Source organism: Streptomyces sp. NPDC104309 (genome assembly GCF_055584025.1).
On record NZ_JBVJMV010000011.1, the window covers coordinates 88,212 to 109,613 of the forward strand.

Sequence of the window (21,402 nt, forward strand, 5' to 3'; positions counted from 1 at the left end):
CCGGACCCCGGGAAACGCGTGGCCCTCGCCCGGTTCTCATGGCGTTCGAGGGCTCCGGGGCCGGGACGCGGTGCTCAGCCCAGCGCCTTCTCGACCTCCCGGGCCACCTCGGCCGCCCGCACCTCGGGCAGCGGCTCCCCGTCGGTGTCCGTGACGTAGAAGGCGTCCACCGCGTTCGCGCCCAGCGTCGACACATGCGCGCTGCGCACGCGGACCCCGCTGTGTTCCAACGCCCGGCCGATCCGGTGCAGCAGTCCCGGGGCGTCCTGGGCCCGTACCTCGATCACCGTCGCCAGCCGTGAGCCGGCCGCGGCGACCGTCACCCTCGGCGGCGGGGCCTTCACGCCGCGCCGCCTGGGATAGGCGGCCTCGCGCTCGGCGAGCCGGGCACGGATGTCCAGGGAGCCGTCCAGGGCGCGTACGAGGTCGGCGCGGAGGCGGCCCGCCTGCGGCAGGGAGCCGTACTCGGCCGCGACCCGCCAGCTGAGCAGCAGCAGGTCGGCACAGTCGCCCGCGCCGAGTTCGGTGGGGAGTTCCACGGCGCGCAGGTCGGCGGCGCGCACGGTGAGGCGGTGCAGGGCAAGGACACCCGCCGCGGCCGGCAGCACGCCGGGGCGGTCGGGCAGGGCGATGAGGAGTTCGACGCCGATCGGTTCCGGTTCGCCGTCCTCGTCCGGGGTCCCGGCCTGGGCGTGCAGGGTGAGGACGGGTTCGCCGGTGCGCAGGGCCTCGATGGCGAGGCGTTCCTGTTCGGCGCTGGGTGCGGCGGGTTCCGGTTCTTCCGGGGCCTGACCGGCGAGCACGGCGGCGACGCGCTTGACGAGGTCGGCGACGAGGGAGGCGCGCCAGGAGGACCAGGCCGCGGGCCCGGTGGCGAGGGCGTCGGCCTCGGTGAGGGCGTGCAGGAGTTCCAGGGTGGAGGCGGTGGAGACGGCGTCCGCGACGGAGCGGACGGTCGCCGGGTCGTCGAGGTCGCGGCGGGTGGCGGTCTCGATGAGCAGCAGATGATGGCGCACGAGGGTGGCGATGACGCCGATGTCGTGCTGGTCGAAGCCGATCCGGGCGGCCATGTCCCGGGCGATGACCTCCCCGGCGGCGGAGTGGTCGCCGGGCCAGCCCTTGCCGATGTCGTGCAGGAGCGCGGCGACGAGGAGCAGGTCGGGGCGGCCGACGCGGCGGGTGAGGGAGGAGGCGCGGACCGCCGCTTCGACGAGGTGACGGTCGACGGTCCAGGTGTGGACGGGGTTGCGCTGGGGGCGGCAGTGGACGCGTTCCCAGTCGGGGAGCAGCCGGGTGATCAGGCCCTCCGCTTCGAGCGCCTCCCAGACGGGAACGGTGGCCTCGCCCGCGCCGAGGAGGGTGACGAGTTCCTCACGGGCCTCGGCGGGCCAGGGCACCGGCAGCGGGCGGGCGGTGGTGGCGAGGTGGCGTACGAGGTGCCGGGAGAGCGGGAGTTCGGACTGTGCGGCGGCCGCGGCGGCCCGCAGCACGAGCACGGGGTCGCGTTCGGGGCGGGCGGTGCGGGCGAGCACGACCTCGCCGTCCGCCTCGACGACGCCTTCGGCGAGCGGGGTGCGTTCGGCCGCGGTCGTCCTGCCGCCCCCCAGAATCGCGCGCAGCCGGGGGCGCGCCGAGCGGGCCCGCAGCACGCGGTTGACCTCGCGCCAGGTGACGTCGGTGGCGTACGAGACGGTGCGGGCGGCCTCGTACACCTGGCGCAGCAGGGCGTCCGCGTCGAGGAGGCCGAGTTCGGCGGCGACCTGGTCCTGGTCCTGGAGTCCGAGGCGGTCGGTGGCGCGGCCGGTGGTGAGGTGGAGGGCGTCGCGGGCGTCGAGGAGGACGCGGAGGGCCTCGGCGAGGCCCTCGCGGGGGGCGTCGGCGACCCAGGAGGCGGCGACGGCGCGCAGTGCGGCGGCGTCGCGCAGTCCGCCGCGGGCCTCCTTGAGGTCGGGTTCGAGGAGGAACTGGAGCTCGCCCTGGCGTTCGGCGCGTTCACGGCAGAGCTCGTCGAGTGCGGGGAGGCGTTTGGGCGCCTGGTTGCGCCAGTCGGCGAGGATCGCGGTGCGCAGCGTGGCGACGAGGCCGAGGTCTCCGGCGACGGGCCGGGCGTCGAGCAGTCCGAGCTGGACCTTGAGGTCCTCGCCTGCCGTTCTGCGGGCCTCGGCGGGGGTGCGCACGGAGTGGTCGAGGGCGAGGCCGAGGTCCCAGACGGGGTACCAGACGCGGTCGGCGAGGGCGGCGATGGCGGCCGTGTCGGCGTGGCCGTCGTGCAGGAGCAGGAGGTCGAGGTCGCTGCGCGGGGAGAGTTCACCGCGGCCGTAGCCGCCGACGGCGACAAGGGCGGCGCCGCGGACGCCGGTCTGTCCGGCGGCGGCGGTGAACAGGGCGGTGAGCCAGTCGTCGGTGAGCGAGGCGAGGGCCGCACGGCGCGGCGGCCCGGACCGCTCCTTCCCCTGGAGGAGGCGCAGCCGGGCCGCCGCGTAGCCGCTGGGTTCCGAGTCCTCGGATTCGGTGGTCGCTTCGGTGCTCGTCACCCGGCTGCCTTTCGTTTCGGGACCGTCGGTCTTCGCACGGTGGTCGTCGGGGCCGTCGGTCAGAGGGCGTCCGGGCCGCGTTCGCCCGTTCGTACGCGAATCGCGGTGTCGACGGGCACGCTCCAGACCTTGCCGTCACCGATCTTTCCGGTCCGCGCGGCCTTCACGACGACGTCGATGAGCTCTTCGGAGTCCTCGTCCTCGACCAGGACCTCGATGCGGATCTTGGGGACGAGGTCGACGGTGTACTCGGCGCCCCGGTAGACCTCGGTGTGGCCGCGCTGACGCCCGTATCCGCTGGCCTCTGTGACCGTGAGGCCCTGGATGCCGAAGGCCTGGAGGGCCTCCTTGATCTCGTCGAGCCGGTGCGGCTTCACGACTGCGGTGATGAGCTTCATGCGTCCACCTTCTTGGTCTGCGTTGCTGCCGTCGTACCCGGTGCCGTCGCGGAGGCCGTGGTGCGCGGGGCCGCGCCGCCGCCCGCTCCGCTGAAGTCGTACGCCGTCTCGGCGTGTTCGACCTGGTCGATGCCGGAGATCTCGTCGTCCTCGTCGACCCGCATCCCGATCGTCCTGTCCAGGAGGAAGGCGAGGAGCGCGGAGACGACCAGAGAGTACGCGAGGACGGCGAAGACCCCGACGGCCTGCTTCCCGAGCTGGTCGAGGCCGCCTCCGTAGAAGAGACCCTTGGCGTCGGACTGGACACCGCCGGTGGCGAAGAGGCCGATGAGGAGGGAGCCCGCGACACCGCCGACGAGGTGGACGCCGACGACGTCCAGGGAGTCGTCGTAGCCGAACCTGTACTTCAGGCCGACGGCCATGGCGCACAGGACACCGGCGATGGCACCGACCGCGATGGCGCCGAGCGGGCTGACCGCGCCGCCGGACGGGGTGATGGCGACGAGGCCGGCGACCGCGCCGGAGGCCGCTCCGAGGGTGGTGAAGGAACCGTGGCGGAGCTTCTCGTAACCGAGCCAGGCGAGCATCGCGGCCGCGGTGGCGACCTGGGTGTTGACGAACATGACCGCGCCGACGCCGTCGTCGTTGCCGAGCCACGAGCCGGCGTTGAAACCGAACCAGCCGAACCAGAGCAGTCCGGCACCGAGCATGACGAGCGGCAGGCTGTGCGGCCGCATCGGGTCCTTCTTGAAGCCGACGCGCTTGCCGATGACGAGGATCACGCCGAGCGCGGCGGCACCCGCGTTGATGTGGACCGCCGTACCCCCGGCGAAGTCGATGACGCCGAGCTCGAACAGCCAGCCGCCCGCGCCCCAGACCCAGTGGGCGACGGGGAAGTAGACGACGGTGACCCAGAGCGTGATGAACAGGGCCCAGGAGGTGAACTTCACCCGGTCGGCGAGGGCGCCACTGATCAGCGCGGGGGTGATGACGGCGAACATCAGCTGGAAGACGGCGAAGACATAGACGGGGATCGTGTATCCGTCCCAGAGCTGGGTGATGCCGATCCCGCTGAGGCCGACGTAGTCCGAGCTCCAGCCGAGGACGGACCCGATGTCGGTGCCGAAGGCGAGGCTGAACCCGTAGAGCACCCACAGGATCGTGACGATCCCGAGGCTGATGAAGCTCATCATCAGCATGTTGAGGGTGCTCTTGACGCGGACCATGCCTCCGTAGAAGAAGGCCAGGGCCGGGGTCATGAGCATCACCATGGCGGAGCAGATGAGCATGAACCCGGTGTTGGCGGCAGACAGCGTCGGGGTGTCTGCGGCAAGCGTCGTGATGCCTGGGGGCATCGGCGTCTCCTCGTCGTCGGTGCGGCCGCGTGCGGGCGGGATGAGCGGCACCACGTGCGGGACCACTGGGAAAAGGTGCGGGCCGGCTATGCGCCATGAGACTCGCCCAGCGCGGTTTCCGTCGATGCCGCTCGGTGTTTCGCGGCAGTGACGAAGAGGTCGGGTGTGTTACGTCCCCATGAACCGGCGGTGGCGTATCCGGTGCCGGGCCTGCTCTGCGGCCCGGTCCGCATACGGTGCGGTTACGACTCTCCCGTACGGGAACGGCAACGCGAACCGGCCACGCCGACCACCCGCTGACCTGGCAATGGGGGGAGCCGAAGTCGGTCCGTGCGGGGTGGTCGTCGTGGCCGGGGTCAGGGGTGTCGCTCAGACCGCCTCTGCGGTCTCGGGCAGTTGCTCGGTGAGGAGCGCGGTGAGCCGGGCGACATCGGGGATGTCCCCGAAGTCCCTGGCGGCGGTGTCGACCGTCTTGCGGAGCCGGGTGTTGACGCGCTCGGAGCGGATCTTCTTGGCCACGCGCAGGGCCTGCTCGGCCAGCACCGTGGACTGCTCGGGCTCGCGCTTGAGGAGATGGACGGTGGCGAGGCCGATCAGGTTGAGTGCGTACGACCGCTGGTGCTCGTCGTCCTCGCCGAAGAGCTGGACGGCCTTCTGCATGCGGGTTTCGGCGAGCGTGGCGTAGCTGGGGCTGCGGCCCGCGACATAGGAGAGGTCGCGGAACGAGTGGGAGTTCTCGCCGTTGAGCTCGGCCTCGGAGAAGAACCGGATCCAGTCGGGCTCGGGCTCGCCGTCGATGCCGACGTCGAGAAAGGTGTCCTCGGCCATCCGGACGGCTCGCTTGCATTTGCTGGGCTGGCCCATGGTGGCGTACGCGCGGGCCTCCATCGCATACAGCATGGCCTGGGTACGCGCGGTGGCGCAGTCCCGGCTGCCGTACTGCGCCAGGTGGATCAGTTCGAGCGCGTCGTCGGGCCGGCCGAGATGGATCATCTGGCGGCTCATGCTGGACAGAACATACGAACCGAGCGGTTTGTCGCCGGCCTCTTTCGAGGCGTGGAGCGCGAGAACGAAGTACTTCTGGGCGGTGGGCTGGAGGCCGACGTCGTAGCTCATCCAGCCGGCCAGCTCCGCCAGTTCGGCCGCGCAGCGGAAGAGCCGCTCGGCGGTGGCGGCCGGCTGCGGTTCCTGCAGCAGGTCGGTGACCTCGTGGAGTTGCCCGACGACGGCCTTGCGGCGCAGTCCGCCGCCGCACTGCGCGTCCCACTGGCGGAACATCGCGGTGGTGGACTCCAGCAGGTCGAGCTCGGGGCCGGAGAGCCGGGAGGGACGGCGGTCCGCGACGGACGGCTCCGGCTCCGCCGGACCGGAGGCGGCGACGGGCACCAGCCAGCGCTGCATGGGCTCGATGAGGGCGGGCCCCGCGGCCAGGGCGAGCGAGGAGCCGAGGAACCCGCGCCGGGCGAGCATCAGATCGCTGCGGGAGAACTCACTGAGCAGCGCGACGGTCTGCGGGCCCGCCCAGGGCAGGTCGACACCGGACACGGACGGTGACTGGTGCGCCGAGCGCAGCCCGAGGTCCTCGATGGCGACGACGGAGCCGAAGCGCTCCGAGAAGAGCTCCGAGAGGATGCGCGGGATCGGCTCGCGCGGCTGTTCGCCGTCGAGCCAGCGCCGCACCCGGGAGGTGTCGGTGCTGATGTGGTGGGCGCCCATCTGGCGCGCCCGGCGGTTCACCTGCCGCGCGAGCTCGCCCTTCGACCAGCCGCTGCGCACGAACCATGAGCCCAATTGCTCATTGGGGCGCTTACCGGCATTCGAATCGCCTGCGCCGCTGCCACTCACTGGAACGCCCCCATTCGGCCGAAATGCTGTCGCGCGAACCACTATCAGAATGCCCTGGCCCAATGCCGCCCATACGGAGGTTGCGCGCAATGGAACAGGAAATCGGGTTGCCTCCGGCATACCCGTGGGCGCACATACTTCCATGGTTCGTGTACCGACGGTAATCCTACGATCACCACTCCCACGAGGGCGATGACAGAAACGCCACCATTCGCCACCCCTTCGGATGAACGCCACCCCCGCCCGGCGCGATTCACTTGACACACGACGATCGTCAGTGGGTGCAGTGATGCGCCTCGGAGCGCGCGACCGGCGTCGCACGCCCCCGAATGCGCCGGGCGCACCACGGATCGACAGAGGCGCCGGAGCGTCACGACTCGGCTCCGCGTCGTAACCACCGGCGAGTCGGACCCGTTGGAGGGGGTATGGGCTTCACGATCGGCGGCATCCGTGAGATGCGCACCGGCTCACGGCGCCGCGGCCGTGCGGCCGAGTGCACGGCATTGGCCGAGTACACAGGACTGTGGGGCTGGGCCGTAGTTCCGGGGACGCGGGCAGCCTCGGGCCGCTGCTCCTGCGGGGAGCCGACGTGCCCCTCCCCCGGCGCCCATCCGCTGGCCTTCGCGCCCGAGGTCCCCGCGGGCGCGACGCTCGACGCGGCGGCGAAGTCCTGGGCCCGGGTTCCGGGCGCCTCGATGCTGCTGCCGGTGGGCCGCACCTTCGACATCCTCGACGTCGCCGAAGCGGCCGGGCGCCGGGCCCTGGTCCGCATGGAGCGAATGGGACTGCCGCTCGGCCCGGTCGCGGTGACGCCGTCCGGACGGGCACGGTTCTTCGTGGCCCCGGGGGCCGCCGCCGAGCTCCCGCAACTGCTGTACCGGATGGGCTGGGACGACGCGGGGCTCGATCTGCGGGCGCTGGGGCCCGGCTGCCACATCACCGCCCCGCCGTCCGACGAGGGCGGCCTCGGCCCGGTTCGGTGGCTGCGCCCGCCGGTGCTGGACACGGCGGCCGCGCCGCCGCAGGCACGGCTGCTGCTGGGCACGCTGGCGTACAGCTGCCATCGCACACCCCTCTGCGGCTGAACCACCTCTTCCGCGAAGGAGGCGGCTCACCGACGGCGTCATCGCGCCACAGGCGGCCGGCCCCGAAGCGACCGGCAGCCGCTCCCGAGAACAGCCACCGCCGAAAGCAGCCGCTCCTGGGAACGGAAGAGCCCGGCCGCGGCTGCCTCATGCGGTCGGGCTCCTCGGGTGGGTGCGGTGTCAGTCCCCGATCAGGGCGTCCACGAACGCGCCCGGCTCGAACGGAGCCAGATCGTCCGGCCCCTCGCCGAGACCGACCAGCTTCACCGGTACGCCCAGTTCACGCTGGACGGCGACGACGATGCCGCCCTTGGCGGTGCCGTCCAGCTTGGTGAGCACGATGCCGGTGATGTCGACGACCTCGGCGAACACCCGGGCCTGCACGAGGCCGTTCTGCCCGGTCGTGGCATCGAGGACGAGCAGGATCTCGTCCAGCGGTCCGTGCTTCTCGACGACCCGCTTGACCTTGCCGAGCTCGTCCATCAGCCCGGTCTTGGTGTGCAGCCGTCCGGCGGTGTCGATGAGGACGACATCCGCGCCCTCGGCGATGCCCTCCTTCACCGCGTCGAAGGCGATCGACGCGGGGTCGCCGCCCTCGGGACCACGCACGGTGCGGGCACCGACGCGCTCGCCCCAGGTCTGCAGCTGGTCGGCGGCGGCGGCCCGGAAGGTGTCGGCGGCGCCGAGCACGACGCTGCGGCCGTCGGCGACGAGCACCCGGGCCAACTTGCCGGTGGTGGTGGTCTTGCCGGTTCCGTTGACGCCGACCACCATCACAACGCCGGGGGTGTCGACACCGCTCTCCGTCTTGACCTCGCGGTCGAAGTCCGTGCCCAGCAGGGCGAGGAGCTCCTCGCGCAGCAACGTGCGCAGCCCGTCGGGCGTACGGGTGCCGAGGACACGGACGCGTTCGCGGAGCCGCTCCACCAGTTCCTGGGTGGGCGCGACGCCCACGTCGGCGGTGAGGAGCGTGTCCTCGATCTCCTCCCAGGTCTCCTCGTCGAGGTTGTCGCGGGACAGGAGCGTGAGCAGCCCCTTGCCGAGGGAGTTCTGCGAGCGGGCGAGCCGGGCGCGCAGCCGTACCAGTCGGCCGGCGGTGGGCTCGGGCACTTCGAGGGCGGGGGCGGCGGGCGCCTCCGGCCCGACGGCCTCGGGGACCTCCGCGACGGGAGCCTCGGCCGCGGGAGGGCCGACCTCCTCGATGGTGCGGCGCGGTTCCTCGCGCGGCGTCTCGGCCTCCTCGCCGACATGAGGTTCGGCGGGAGGAGTGATGGTCGGCGTGCTCGACGGTGCCGGGGGCAGCTGCTTCTTCTTGCGGCCGCTGACCACGAGCCCGCTGATCACGCCGACCGCGACCAGGGCGATGACTACAGCAAGGATGACGAATTCCATAACCCATCCAGTATCAGTCACGACCGCCCGCACGGACCGCCCCGAAGGACCACCCCCCGCATCCACTTCAACCGTTATGCACCTTTTGGCGGTAAAGATACGGCCCTGTCCGTGGAGACCCGTGACCTGGAGCCCGTCCCCGACAGCGGGCGCACCGGCCGGGTCCGGACCCTCTTCCCCTCTGGGCCGGTGCGAATCCGACTGTGCTGCCGCTCACCATGGGCGCGGGGCTCATCGTCTTCAACGGGCTGAACTTCTGGCAGGTACTCACCGTCGCGATCGTGGCGCCGGCCATCGGCTTCGGACTGGTCGGACTGATCTCGGCCGCGGGCCGGGAGGGCGGGGCCCCCGGCATGGCGCTCTCGCGGGCCGTCTTCGGCCGGTGCGGCAACCTGCTGCCCAGAGCGCCGATCTGGATCGCCCGCTGAGGCTGGGTGAAGGTGAACGCGGTCACCGGCACCTACGCCCTGCCGGCCGTACTGAACCTGCTCTTCTCCATCACGAGCGGCAACACCCTGATCATGGTGACCCTGCTCTCCTTCGTGGGGAGCGGCTTCCTGGTGTCGGGGCCGGGCATGCGGGCGGTGCGGGCCTGCTGCACCTGGTCGATGCACCTCTTCGCCTGCTTCAGCGTCCTCGTACTGATCCACCTGCTCAGCAGGACCGACTGGCACGACGTCCTGGACAGGCCCGCCGGGCCGACGGCGATGGTGATCACCGGGGTCGGCACTCTGGTGGGCGGCGGGATCGGCCGGGTTCCGGCGGGTCCCGCCGCCCACTGCCTGCCCGCACCGCGTCCGGCCCCGCCATGGTCGGGGCGACCGTGAGCAGCGCCGGGTTCGTATGCCCGCCGCCGGCACTGATGGGCACCGTGATGGCGCTCGCCACGCCGGGGCCGGCCGTCGCCCGGGAGCCGGTGGCGTTCATCGGGGCCCTGCTGCCGGGCCGGCTCGCGGTGCCGTATCTGCTGATGGCCGTCATCGGCATGGTGCTGATCAACGCGATGTCGCTGCATTCGGGCGGTTTTACCGCGCAGACGCCGGGATTCAGGATCCCCCGGGCGTGGGCGGTCGGGGTGAACGCCGGCATCAGCGTGTTCCTGGGCGCACTGCCGATGATGACGGCGGCGGGCTTCACGAAATTCCTTCGTCTCCTTTCCGACGCTGCTCGCGGTGACGTTCTCGGTGTGGATCGGGGTCTTCGGTGTGGATCAACTCCGGGGGCGCAGATACGATCCGGCGGCACTCCCCGGACACCACGCCCTCCGGCGCCTACTGGTACACGGGGGGCTTCGCCGTGGCGGCCGTGACCGCGTGGACCGTGGGCCTCGTGGTGGGACTGCTCTTCGCCGGCGTGCAGTGGTTCTCCGGCCCGTTCGCCAGACACCTGGATCGGGCGCCACGGACTGGGCCGGGCAGCCACGATCACCGCCTTCGCCGCGCTGTACGCGGCCCTGCCTCGCCCCGCCGCGCGGGAGGGCGGGGGCGAGCCCGGAGGCGACGCGCCTCTACACTTCTGACACTCCGTCAGCTAGTCTCCCGGCTCGCCGAGTGCGCCCGACGAAGGGGACAAGTGTCATGGCCTTCACAGTGGTCCGGTTCAATCTCGTCGATCCCGACGCCACCCACGAGTCGCTCTCGGCCCGCTACCGCGCCGCCCTGGAGATGGCCGCGTACGCCGACGAGCACGGCGTCGACACGGTACAGACCGAGGAGCACCACGGCGTCGCCAACTCCTGGCTGCCCTCCCCCTTCGTCTTCGCTGGCTCGGTCTTCGGCGCCACCCGCCGGATCGCGGTCACCGTCTCGGCGATCATCGGCCCGCTGCACGACCCGCTGCGGCTGGCCGAGGACATCGCGGTCCTGGACCTGCTGAGCGCGGGCCGGCTGGTCACCGTGGCGGGGATCGGCTACCGGCCGGAGGAGTACGAACAGGCGGGCGTCGAGTGGGGCAGGCGCGGCAGGCTCCAGGACGAGCTGCTGGAGACCCTGTTGCAGGCGTGGACCGGGGAGCCGTTCCCGTACCGGGGCCGTATGGTCCGGATCACTCCGCGCCCGTACACCCGGCCGCATCCGCTGCTGCTGGTGGGCGGCAGTTCGCGGGCGGCGGCGCGGCGGGCGGCCCGGTTCGGGCTGCCGTTCTTCCCGAGCGCGCATCTGCCGGAGCTGGAGGCGTACTACCACGCGCAGCGTGCGCGGTTCGGGACGGACGGCTTCTGCATGATGCCGGCCGCCCGGACACCGCTGCTGCATGTGTCCGAGGACCCGGACCGGACCTGGGCGGAGTACGGCGGGCACTTTCTCCACGAGGCGCGCACGTACGCCTCCTGGCAGTCCAAGGACATCCGCTCGGCCGTGCGTTCGGCGGCGACGACGGTGACGGAGCTGCGGGACGAAGGGGTCTACCGGGTCGTCACACCGGACGAGTGCGCCGCGGCGGCCGGGGAAGCGGAGAGCCTGGTGCTGCATCCGCTGTGCGGCGGGATGCCGGTCGAGGAGGGATGGCGCAGTCTGCGGCTGTTCTGCGCCGCGGTCGCGCGCTGACCTCGGCGTATCCGGAACCGCCCCGGCTCCGCGGGTGCGGGCCGGGGCGCTCCGTGGACGAGGAGAGGGACAGCGGGGATCAGCCCATCTCCTCCAACGCCTTGCCCTTGGTCTCCTTCACGAACTTGAGCACGAAGGGGATCGAGAGCGTGGCGAAGCATGCGTAGATGATGTACGTGCCCGACAGGTTCCAGTCGGACAGGCTCGGGAAGCTCGCGGTGATCGCCCAGTTGGCGATCCACTGCGCGGACGCGGCGACACCGAGTGCCGCGGCGCGGATCCTGTTCGGGAACATCTCGCCGAGGAAGACCCAGACCACGACACCCCACGACAGGGCGAAGAAGAGCACGAACACATGGGCCGCGACGAGTGCCACGACGCCATGGGCGTGGGGCAGTTTGCCGTCGACCAGGTGGGCCGAGAAGGCCCAGGCCTCGAAGGCGAGGGCGATGGCCATACCGGTTGACCCGACCAGCGCGAGCGGCTTGCGGCCCACCCGGTCCACCAGGACCATGGCGACCACGGTGCCGATGATGTTGATGATCGACGTGGTGAACGAGTAGAAGAACGAGGCCGACGGGTCGATGCCGACGGACTGCCAGAGCGTCGCCGAGTAGTAGAACGCCACGTTGATGCCGACGAGTTGCTGGAAGACCGAGAGGCCGATGCCGACCCAGACGATCGGCAGGAAGCCGACGCGTCCGCCGAGCAGGTCCGCGAACTTGGACTTGTGCTCACGGCGCATGGCGGTCTCGATCTCGGCGACCCGGGCGTCGAGGTCGACGGACGTGCCCTCGACCTCCGCCAGGATCTGCCGGGCGCGGTCCTTCCTGCCGACCGAGATCAGGAACCGCGGCGACTCGGGGATCGCCAGCGACAGCAGCCCGTACAGGACTGCGGGGACGACCATCACGCCGAGCATCCACTGCCAGGCCTCGATGCCGCCGATCTTGCCGCGCTGATCGCCGTCGGCGAGCTGCAGGATGCCGTAGTTGACCAGTTGGGAGATGGCGATGCCGACGACGATCGCGGCCTGCTGGAAGGAGCCGAGGCGACCGCGGTAGGCGGGCGGCGAGACCTCGGCGATGTACGCCGGGCCGATCACCGAGGCCATGCCGATGGCGAAGCCGCCGATGATGCGCCACATCGCCAGGTCCCAGAGCGCGAACGGGAGCGCGGAGCCGACGGCGCTGATGGTGAAGAGCACGGAGGCGATCTGCATGCAGCGGATGCGGCCGATACGGTCGGCGATGCGTCCCGCCGTGGCCGCGCCGATCGCACAGCCGATCAGGGCGATGGCGATGACCTGGGCGAGCGTTCCCGAACCGATCTCGTACCGGCTGCGGATGGCCTCGACGGCACCGTTGATGACGGAGCTGTCATAGCCGAACAGGAAGCCGCCCATCGCCGCGGCCGCCGTGATGAAGATGACATGGCCGAGGTGGTCCGGGTGGGCCGCTCGGGCTCCGGACGCCGGTCCCTGCGAGGTGCTGGTCACTTGAACTCCTGATGCCTGGCCGCGTCGTCAGGTGTGGGGGGACGAGCTCTTGTGGGGCGCGAGCTCCTCCAAGTGGCGCATAACTTTCCACCTGCCACCACTTGAAGATAAAGACGATGCTGCAGCGACTATGCGTTCAAGTTTCGAAGTCAACTTTCGTTGGTCGCGGACCAGTCAGAGAGCAGCCTGCAAGTACGTTGAAGCCTTGAAGGGTGGGAGGGCTCAGCGCAGCCGCTGGCTGATGACCTTGGAAACCCCGTCACCCTGCATCGAGACGCCGTACAGTGCGTCGGCGACCTCCATCGTCCGCTTCTGGTGCGTGATCACGATCAGCTGCGAGCTCTCCTGGAGCTCCTCCATGATCCTGATCAGCCGCTGCAGATTGGTGTCGTCGAGCGCCGCCTCGACCTCGTCCATCACGTAGAACGGACTCGGGCGGGCCTTGAAGATCGAAACCAGCAACGCCACCGCCGTGAGCGAGCGTTCCCCGCCGGACAGCAGTGAGAGCCGCTTGACCTTCTTGCCGGGCGGCCGGGCCTCGACATCCACTCCGGTCGCGAGCATGTTGTCCGGGTCGGTCAGGACGAGCCGTCCCTCGCCGCCCGGGAAGAGCCGCGAGAAGACACCCTCGAACTCACGGGCCGTGTCCCGGTACGCCTCGGTGAACACCTGCTCGACCCGCTCGTCGACCTCCTTGATGACCTGTATCAGATCGGCCCGGGTCTTCTTCAGGTCTTCGAGCTGCTCGGAGAGGAACTTGTGCCGCTCCTCCAGCGCCGAGAACTCCTCGAGCGCGAGTGGATTCACCTTTCCGAGTTGCTGGTACGCCCGTTCGGCCGCCTTCAGCCGCTTCTCCTGCTCGGACCTGACGAAGGGCTTCGGCTGGTTGCGCGGATGCTCCGGATCCTCCGGCAGTTCCTCGCCGTCCGCCGCCGGTGACGGCGGTACGAGCTGGTCGGGGCCGTACTCGGCGGCCAGCCCGGCCGGCTCGACGCCCAGCTCCTCCAGCGCCTTCGCCTCCAGTTGCTCTATGCGCAGCCGCTTCTCGGCGCCGAGCACCTCGCCGCGGTGGACGGAGTCGGTCAGCTTGTCCAGCTCGCTCTTGAGCTCGCGGCCCTGGTTGCGCTCGGCCGCGAGCTCCCGCTCCCGCTCCGCCTTCGCCGCCTCGGCCGCGCCCCGCTCCCACTCGGCCCGTACGACGGACACCTCGACATGGGCGAGCAGCTGCCGGGCACCGGACGCGACGGCCGAGGCCACCGCGGCCTCGTGCCGCAGCCGGGCGCGGCGCCGCTCAGCGCGGGCGCGGGCCTCTCGTTCGGCTCGGGCGCCCCGGTCGAGGGCGTCCGCACGGCCCGCGAGCCCCTTGACCCTCTCCTCGTGGGTACGTACCTGGAGGCGGGCCTCCATCTCGGTCTGACGGGCGTTGGCACCGTCGGCGGCGAGCCGGTCGCGCACGGACGTGTCCGGCTCCTCCTCGACCGGCATCTCCTCGGCGACGAGCAGCCGTTCGGCCAGTTCCTCGGCTTCCTCCGTCGCCCGCTCCAGCGCCTCCTGGGCTCGGGCGGCGGACGCGGTCATCCGCTCGGCCTCGCCCGCGGCGCCTCGGGCCTGCCCGGCGAGCCGCCCGAGCTGCTGGGCCACCCCGGACTTCTCCCGCTCGGCGGCCCGGCGCCGCTCCCCCAGCTCCTCGACCAGTCCGGCACTCGCCCTGCGCCGCTCCGTCGCGAGGCGCTGGTCATCGGTCAACCCCGCACACCGCACTGCCAGTTCCTCCAGCTGGAGGGCGGCTTCGTCGACCGAGGCCTGCACTTCGAGGAGGCTCGGCGCGCCGGCGGAACCGCCATGCGCGAAGTGCGCCGAGAGGATGTCCCCCTCGGCGGTCACGGCCGTCAGCTCCGGGTGTACGGCGACGAGGTCCTCGGCGTCCTCCAAGGTGCCGACGACCACCATGTCCCGCACCAGCCTCCGTACGGCGTCCACCAGTTCGACGGGCCCACGGACGAGGTCGGCAACAGCGGGCGGACCTCCGGCGGTCGCTCCGGCCACGGCGATGTTCGAGGGGTACGCGGGTGCGTGAAGCCCGTCCGCCTGGCCATGCGCCTGGCCGGGCAGGTGCACAGCAGACGCATCAGCCCCGCCAGCCCTGCCAGCCCTGCCAGCCCTGCCAGCCGCAGCGTCAGAGCCACCACCGGCACCACCGGCCTCAGCAACACCATGGGCACCACCGGCACCACCGGCCTCAGCAACACCATGGGCACCACCGGCACCACCAGCACCTCCGGCCGCAAAATCCCCATCAGTGACACCAGCATCAGAGCCCCCACCTTGATCGGGGACGCCGACGCGCACCCCGCCCAGCAGCATCGCCGCCCGGCCCGCGTCCCGTTTGCGCAGCAGCCGGATCGCCTCCGCCGCCGTGGCCGGGTCCGTCACCGCGACCGCGTCCGCCGCCGCGCCCAGGGCCGCCGCCACCGCCACCTCGTGCCCCGGCGCCACCGTCAGAAGTTCGGCGGCCGGGCCGAGCAGGCCCGCCAGGCGGTCCTGCGCGCCGAGCAGCACACCCGTGCCGTCCTTGCGGCGCAGGCCGAGGGCCAGTGCGTCGTGGCGGGCCGCGACCGCCGCCCGCTTCCGTTCGGCGGCGGTGGCGGACTCCCGGGCCGTGGAGAGCGCCGCCTCCGCCTCCGCGAGTTCCCGCTTGGCGGCCTCGTGCCGCTCGCCCAGCTCCGCGTCGCCCGCGTCCAGTCCCTCGACCTCGGCCTTGAGCTGTTCGTACTCCTCCTGTGCGACGACCGCCCGCTCCTGCGCCTCGTCACGGGAAGCGGCCAGCCGGTCGATCTCCGCCTGCGCCGAACCGGCCCGGCTGCGGGCCGCGTTGACCTGCCCGTTCAGCCGGGCGAGTCCTTCGCGGCGGTCCGCGATGGCCCGCGCGGCGTCCTTGAGCCTGCGCTCCTCGGCCGCCAACTCCCGTTCCAGGTCGGCACGGTGGGCGGCCGTGTCCTCCAGCGCGTGTTCCGCCGCCTCCAGCGCGGCCGCCAGCTCCGCCTCCTGCTCACGGACGCGGGCCGCCTCCCGCTCCATGCTTTCAGGGTCCCTGAATCCCGTGCCGCGCCGTTCCTCCTCCGGTGCCGCTGCGGCGCTCTTGACCCGGGCGTCGGCCAGCGAGATCGTGCCGCGCACCCGCTCGGCCAGCTGCGACAGCTCGTGCCAGGCATGCTGGGCCCGCTGGAGCCGCGGCGCCAGCCGCCGTACCTCGTCCTCCAGCTCCGCCTCGCGCGCCAGGGCCGCCTTGAGCTCCGTCTCCGCGGCCTCCCTGCGCTGCTTGAGCGCCGCTTCGTCGGCGATCTCGCCGCGCAACGCGGTGTGCAGCCGCACCAGGTCGTCGGCGAGCAGTCGCAGCCTGGCATCGCGCAGATCGGCCTGGATGACTGCGGCCCGGCGCGCCACGGCCGCCTGCCGGCCCAGCGGTTTCAGCTGACGTCGCAGCTCGTCGGTCAGGTCCTGGACGCGGGCCAGATTGGCTCCCATCGCGTCCAGCTTCCGCAGTGCCTTCTCTTTCCGCTTGCGGTGCTTGAGCACGCCCGCGGCTTCCTCGATGAATGCGCGCCGCCCCATCGGATCGGCGTGGAGTACGGAGTCCAGCTGCCCCTGCCCGACGATGACATGCATCTCCCGGCCGATACCGGAATCCGAGAGGAGTTCCTGGATGTCCAGGAGTCGGCAGGTGTCGCCATTGATCTGGTATTCGCTGCCGCCGTTGCGGAACATGATCCGAGTGATCGTCACTTCGGCGTACTCGATGGGCAGCGCGCCATCGGAATTGTCGATGGTCAGCGAAACTTCCGCCCGTCCGAGCGGCGGCCGCCCGGTGGTGCCGGCGAAGATCACGTCTTCCATCTTGCCGCCGCGCAGTGATTTGGCCCCTTGTTCCCCCATGACCCAGGAGAGCGCGTCCACCACATTGGACTTGCCGGACCCGTTGGGGCCGACGACGCACGTGATACCGGGTTCGAACCGCAGCGTCGTGGCGGAGGCGAACGATTTGAAACCGCGCAGGGTCAGGGCCTTGAGGTGCACGCCGCCGGACTCTACCTTTCACTCTCGGTTTCGCTGATGAAGGTGCAGGGCACATCAGACGGTAAGGGAAGGGGTCCACGTCCGGGGCGGGACCGCACAGGTCCGAGCGGAAAGAAAGAACCGCACAGGTCCGGGCAGAAAGAAAGAAGGGACGCCGAAGCGCCCCTTTAAATCTTGTGCGGTGTTGCGTGTGCGGTGTACTGGTGCAGCGGCACATGTCGGATCAAGGACATGTCACGAAGATGACAGATCAAGAGCGGTGATCTTCAATGATCCGGCGACGATCCGGGTGATGATCTCGGACGACTGACGCGGGCAGCCCGACCGGCCCTGTGGCCATCGGTCAGGTCAGCGCCGGCTCCGCCTGAGGTACGTCGATGTCGATGCTGTCGAGCAGCGACTCTTGGTGCTGGGCGGCGGCATTGAGCGCGTCGTTCTCGTCCTGAATCCGTACAAGCTCGGATTCGAGATCCTGGACGCGCTGCTGGAGCCGTCGCATCTCGGCGAGGAGTCGCGGGTCGGAACCGCCGACGTAACCGAGAAGCGCCTTTGCCATGATGGATGGTCCTCCACACTGAGTGACCGACCGATGCGGTGTGGGTCGTGAGGGATTCGCACCCGCGGTGCTCGGCAGTGCTCTGTATTCACTGCTGTTCTGCTGCCAAACAGCTCTGCCGAACAGCTAAGGTGCGCGGGGATTTCAGCGTCTCACCAAAAAGTTTGACGGTCAACACGATCACGCCCTGTAGAGACGGGCAGCCCTGCGGCGCGCGGCTTCACGATCATGCGGCGCGACTCTCCTGCGGGGCCCTGGAGGGCGTGGAGATCATCCTTACTGCCGCAGCCTGGCACGCCAACCGAATCTTGGCAACCACCCGGTCATTTCGCAGGTCATTTCATGTGTACGCAGATAAGCACCCCGGTCCATCACCGCGCGCCGCCCGTCGAACACCGTCCGAACACGGCGCTCGCGTCGGACCCGGTTCGGGCCCGCATCAGCGGATCGCGAAGCCCTCATAACCGCCGCGCGGCGTGTCCCAGATCTCAGTGACTCCGTCAACGCGCCCGGGTGTGTCGTCCGAGCGCAGCCACTCCAGCAGGCGGTGGCAATTCTCACGCCGACCCTCGGCAACGACCTGCACCCTGCCGTCGTCGAGATTGAGGGCGAACCCGGTGAGACCACCGATCTCCAGGGCGTTTGCCCTGGTGAACCAGCGGAACCCGACTTGCTGCACGCGGCCGCGCACCCAGGCGGTGAGCCGTACGTCTTCGTTCATGCCCGAACGCTAACCGGCCGATTGCTCTCGGAGCACCTTGCGCCAATAGCCCATGGCGTACAGTCCCGTCGCAATAGCCTCACCCGATCGGGTGAGGAATGTTGACGCCGAGAGCGGCGTCCAGACCGTCAGAAGGGCTCAGCAGATGGGACGCCATCGACGCTCCGCCGCAGCTCCTGCCGCTCAGGACCCCGCGACGGGGGACATCGGCCGGCACCGGGGCGCGCGCCACGGGAAGCGGTCCGGAGCACCGGTTCGTACGGGACTGGTCGGCGTCTCCGCGGCCCTCGCCGTGGGAGCCGTGGCGGTCGCCTCCGGTCTGCTGCCCGGCGGTGACACCTACTCGGTCGGCGGCTCGGCCGCCGACCGGGTGCGCACCGAGGGGGCCCCGGATCTGCTGGGCCAGGGCGGCGCGTCCACCGCGCCCGCCGACCGCTCCACCGCGTCGGCCGAGGCAGGCCCCGCTGGAGCGCGTACCGACGGGCCGGCGAACGCGCGGTCCCGGGCGGGCTCCCCGTCGTCCGGCTCCCCGTCGAAGACGTCCCGGCCGAAGGAACGGGCGAACCCGTCGGCCTCTGCGCCGAAGGCCGGCGCGGCGGAAGCCGGGAAGAGCACCGCTCCGGCCGCTTCCGAGGCGTCCTCGGCCGCTCCGGAGACCTCCGCCTCCTCGGCTCCGGCCGCCCGCAGGTCCACGGCTTCGGGCACGGCCGACTCCGCCCAGGCCGCTGTGCTCGCCCTGGTCAACCAGGAGCGCGCGAAGGTCGGCTGCAGCCCGGTGACGGCCGGCTCCGCACTGACCTCGCTCGCCCAGAACTTCAGTGACGACATGACCGCCCGCGGCTTCTTCGACCACACCGACCCGGATGGCCGGACCCCCTGGGACCGCGCGTCGAGGGCCGGTGTGCAGGGGCTCGGCGGCGAGAACATCGCCCGCGGCCAGGCCGACGCACAGGCCGTGATGGACTCCTGGATGAACAGCGACGGCCACCGGGCGAACATTCTCAACTGCGACTACAAGACACTCGGCGTCGGCGTGCACTACGGCACGGGCGGCCCCTGGTGGACGCAGGACTTCGGTTTCTGAGCCGCAGCACAGCCGCTCACCGCCAGAAAGCGCGACCCGATGGTGAACGCTGTGCAGGCGTAAGCTTGACGTATGGACGAGAACTCCCGTCTGGACGCGCTCGCCTTCGACGTGTTCTCCCGGCAGTGCCCCTCGCGCGGCACGCTGGAGCATGTGACCGGGCGCTGGGGCAGCCTGACGCTGGGAGCGCTGTACGAGGGCGGCTTCCGCTTCAACGAACTGCGGCGCCGGGTCGACGGGGTGAGCGAGAAGATGCTCTCTCAGACACTCCATGCCCTGGAGCGGGACGGTCTGGTCCACCGCGAGGCCCAACCGACCAATCCCCCGCGCGTCGACTACGAGCTGACGCCCCTGGGCCGGCAGGTCGCCGAGCGGCTGCTCGGGCTGATCCAGCTCGTCGAGGGCCGGATGCCCGAGGTACTGCGGGCCCGTGACCGCTACGACAAGGCCCACCCGGGCCCGGAGGGCCGGGGCGGCCCTTAGACCGGGGCCTCTCCTCTGGATCAAGCGGGCGATCCCGGAGCCCAGAGGTCAGGGAGTTCTCCGCGGCAGCAACACCGTCGCAGCGATCCGTCCATGCTGCGTCCATGGTCTGCCGACGGAAGCTCAGTCCTTGCGACCGGTCACGGCGACAGTCACACCGAGACCGATCATCGTGAACCCACCGACCCCGCCGATCAGGGCGAGCCGCCGCGGTGAGCGGGCGAACCAGCTCCGCGTGGTGGCCGCGACCAATCCCCAGACGCTGTCGGAGGTCACCGCGATGACATTGAAGACCAGACCGAGCAACAGCATTTGAACTGTGACGTGCCCCTGACCACGGTCGACGAACTGAGGCAGTACGGCGGCGAAGAACACGATGGTCTTGGGGTTGGCCACGCCGACCGCGAACCCTTCCCACAACGTGCGCAGACTGCCGTGCTCCGGGCCGTCACCGATGAACGCGGCATGCAACGACCCGCGCTGCCGCACCGCCTTGACACCGAGATACACCAGGTACGCGGCGCCCAGGAGCTTCAGCGCCGTGAAGACGAGGACCGAGCGCTCGACCACGGCCCCGACCCCGAGCGCCACGGCCACGACGAGTGCGTAGGCTCCGAGCGTGTTCCCCGCGACCGTGGTCAGCGCGGCCCGGCGTCCCTGCGCCAGTGCCCGCCCGATCACGAACAACACGCTGGGGCCGGGTACCACGATCAAAAGGAAGGACATGGCCGAGAAGGCCAGCAGTCGGTCGGTGGACACCATGACACCCATGTAACACGGGGACCGCGCATGCCTGCAGCCCTTTTCCGTGGATCGGCCGCATGCCGATCAGAGAGAACGCACCCGCGACGTGCGCCCTCGGACGCCGAGGGCTGTCCGGCGACGAGTCGCCGGACAGCCCTCAGGAAGCCGTGCGCGGCGGACGCTGGCAGCGCGGGCAGAAGTAGCTGGAGCGGTTCATCCACGCCCGGCGTCGCATCGGCGTACCGCAGCGGTGGCAGGGCTCGCCCTCGCGTCCGTACGCGTCGAGCGAGCGGTCGAAGTAACCGGACTCGCCGTTCACATTGACGTAGAGGCTGTCGAAGCTGGTGCCGCCCTGGTCGAGCGCCGCGCTCATCACATCACGGACATGCCCCAGCAGCTCGGCGGACCTGGGGCGGGTGAGGCCGGCGGTCGGCCGGTCGTAGTGCAGCCTGGTGCGCCACAGCGCCTCGTCCGCGTAGATGTTGCCGACTCCGCTGATCAGCGACTGGTCGAGCAGAGCACGCTTGACCGTCGTCCGGCGCAGCCGCAGGGCCGTCTGGAACGCCGCGTCGTCGAAGGCCGGGTCCAGGGGATCGCGGGCGATGTGCGCGATGGTGTCGGGCAGCCCGTCGGGAGTGTTCTCGTGGAGCGAGAGCCCGCCGAAGGTCCGCTGGTCGACGAAGCGCAGCTCGGTGCCGAGGTCGTCGTCGAAGCGGATCCGGACGCGCAGGTGCTTCTCGTCGGGGGCGTCCTGCGGCTGTACGAGCAGTTGTCCGCTCATGCCGAGGTGGCCGAGCAGCGAGCTGGACGCGTCGTTCAGCGGTACCCAGAGGTACTTGCCGCGGCGCATGGCCGTTCCGAAGCGGGCGCCGCCGAGCCGGGCCGCGAAGTCCACACCGCCCGCGGGATGGCGGCGCACCGCACGCGGGTGCAGCACCTCGACCTCGCCGACCGTACGGCCGGTGACCCAGCGTGCGAGACCCCGCCGTACGACCTCGACCTCGGGCAGCTCGGGCACGGTGTCGCTCCTGGTGAAGTGCGAGAAGTGAACGGGGAAATGAAAAGCATATCCGGGCAGGAAAAACCCCCT

15 protein-coding genes and 1 pseudogene are annotated in these 21,402 nt (G+C 70.9%); 5 read left to right on the top strand and 11 right to left on the bottom strand.

Annotated elements, in window-relative coordinates; translation table 11 throughout:
• Window positions 1-74 precede the first annotated feature (74 nt).
• The 4 genes from ACZ68L_RS18055 to nsdA all read right to left on the bottom strand — a co-directional run bounded on the left by ACZ68L_RS18055 (window position 75) and on the right by nsdA (window position 6,132).
• Window positions 75-2,534, bottom strand: coding sequence for a [protein-PII] uridylyltransferase (locus tag ACZ68L_RS18055; protein ID WP_469577836.1), 2,460 nt, complete (start codon window positions 2,532-2,534; stop codon window positions 75-77).
• Between the two features lie 59 nt (window positions 2,535-2,593).
• Window positions 2,594-2,932, bottom strand: a complete 339-nt coding sequence (locus tag ACZ68L_RS18060; RefSeq protein WP_327272692.1) for a P-II family nitrogen regulator — start codon at window positions 2,930-2,932, stop codon at window positions 2,594-2,596.
• Window positions 2,929-4,287, bottom strand: a complete 1,359-nt coding sequence (locus ACZ68L_RS18065; protein WP_469578155.1) for an ammonium transporter — start codon at window positions 4,285-4,287, stop codon at window positions 2,929-2,931. The genes ACZ68L_RS18060 and ACZ68L_RS18065 overlap by 4 nt, the downstream gene beginning before the upstream one ends.
• Window positions 4,288-4,656: 369 nt before the next feature.
• On the bottom strand, window positions 4,657-6,132 hold the full coding sequence (gene nsdA / locus ACZ68L_RS18070) for a transcriptional repressor NsdA (RefSeq protein WP_469577838.1): 1,476 nt from the start codon (window positions 6,130-6,132) through the stop codon (window positions 4,657-4,659).
• 425 nt (window positions 6,133-6,557) lie between these two features.
• Here nsdA and ACZ68L_RS18075 point away from each other — a divergent pair, with 425 nt between their 5' ends.
• On the top strand, window positions 6,558-7,217 hold the full coding sequence (locus ACZ68L_RS18075) for a bifunctional DNA primase/polymerase (protein WP_469577840.1): 660 nt from the start codon (window positions 6,558-6,560) through the stop codon (window positions 7,215-7,217).
• 180 nt (window positions 7,218-7,397) lie between these two features.
• On the opposite strand, the gene ftsY is transcribed toward ACZ68L_RS18075, so the two are convergent.
• Entirely contained in the window at window positions 7,398-8,609 is a 1,212-nt protein-coding gene (gene ftsY, locus ACZ68L_RS18080; protein WP_469577842.1) for a signal recognition particle-docking protein FtsY, read from the bottom strand.
• Between the two features lie 111 nt (window positions 8,610-8,720).
• Between ftsY and ACZ68L_RS18085 the strand changes: the two are divergent.
• Together ACZ68L_RS18085 and ACZ68L_RS18090 are read left to right on the top strand one after the other, a co-directional pair.
• Window positions 8,721-10,128: pseudogene (locus tag ACZ68L_RS18085) on the top strand (purine-cytosine permease family protein).
• 58 nt (window positions 10,129-10,186) lie between these two features.
• Complete coding sequence (locus ACZ68L_RS18090; protein ID WP_469577844.1) at window positions 10,187-11,152, top strand: LLM class flavin-dependent oxidoreductase; 966 nt, start codon at window positions 10,187-10,189, stop codon at window positions 11,150-11,152.
• A 79-nt stretch (window positions 11,153-11,231) separates the two neighbouring features.
• Here the strand turns inward: ACZ68L_RS18090 and ACZ68L_RS18095 are convergent, their stop codons facing one another.
• The 4 genes from ACZ68L_RS18095 to ACZ68L_RS18110 form a co-directional block, all read right to left on the bottom strand.
• The gene (locus ACZ68L_RS18095) at window positions 11,232-12,650 is read right to left on the bottom strand and encodes a sugar porter family MFS transporter (protein ID WP_469577846.1); all 1,419 of its coding nucleotides are present in this window, start codon (window positions 12,648-12,650) and stop codon (window positions 11,232-11,234) included.
• Window positions 12,651-12,872: 222 nt separating this feature from the next.
• Window positions 12,873-16,724 (bottom strand): AAA family ATPase, encoded by a 3,852-nt coding sequence (locus ACZ68L_RS18100; protein ID WP_469577848.1) that lies wholly within the window; start codon window positions 16,722-16,724, stop codon window positions 12,873-12,875.
• A 343-nt stretch (window positions 16,725-17,067) separates the two neighbouring features.
• Window positions 17,068-17,280 (bottom strand): hypothetical protein, encoded by a 213-nt coding sequence (locus ACZ68L_RS18105; protein WP_018551753.1) that lies wholly within the window; start codon window positions 17,278-17,280, stop codon window positions 17,068-17,070.
• A gap of 439 nt (window positions 17,281-17,719) precedes the next feature.
• Window positions 17,720-18,001, bottom strand: coding sequence for an acylphosphatase (locus ACZ68L_RS18110; protein WP_030928628.1), 282 nt, complete (start codon window positions 17,999-18,001; stop codon window positions 17,720-17,722).
• A 145-nt stretch (window positions 18,002-18,146) separates the two neighbouring features.
• Between ACZ68L_RS18110 and ACZ68L_RS18115 the strand changes: the two genes are divergently transcribed.
• Window positions 18,147-19,085 (top strand): CAP domain-containing protein, encoded by a 939-nt coding sequence (locus ACZ68L_RS18115; protein WP_469577851.1) that lies wholly within the window; start codon window positions 18,147-18,149, stop codon window positions 19,083-19,085.
• Between the two features lie 72 nt (window positions 19,086-19,157).
• Window positions 19,158-19,568 (top strand): winged helix-turn-helix transcriptional regulator, encoded by a 411-nt coding sequence (locus tag ACZ68L_RS18120; RefSeq protein WP_469577853.1) that lies wholly within the window; start codon window positions 19,158-19,160, stop codon window positions 19,566-19,568.
• 123 nt (window positions 19,569-19,691) lie between these two features.
• Here the strand turns inward: ACZ68L_RS18120 and ACZ68L_RS18125 are convergent, their stop codons facing one another.
• On the bottom strand, window positions 19,692-20,330 hold the full coding sequence (locus tag ACZ68L_RS18125) for a LysE family translocator (RefSeq protein ID WP_469577855.1): 639 nt from the start codon (window positions 20,328-20,330) through the stop codon (window positions 19,692-19,694).
• A gap of 139 nt (window positions 20,331-20,469) precedes the next feature.
• A complete protein-coding gene (gene mutM, locus ACZ68L_RS18130; protein WP_469577857.1) occupies window positions 20,470-21,330 on the bottom strand; it encodes a bifunctional DNA-formamidopyrimidine glycosylase/DNA-(apurinic or apyrimidinic site) lyase in 861 nt (286 codons plus the stop codon).
• Window positions 21,331-21,402 lie beyond the last annotated feature (72 nt).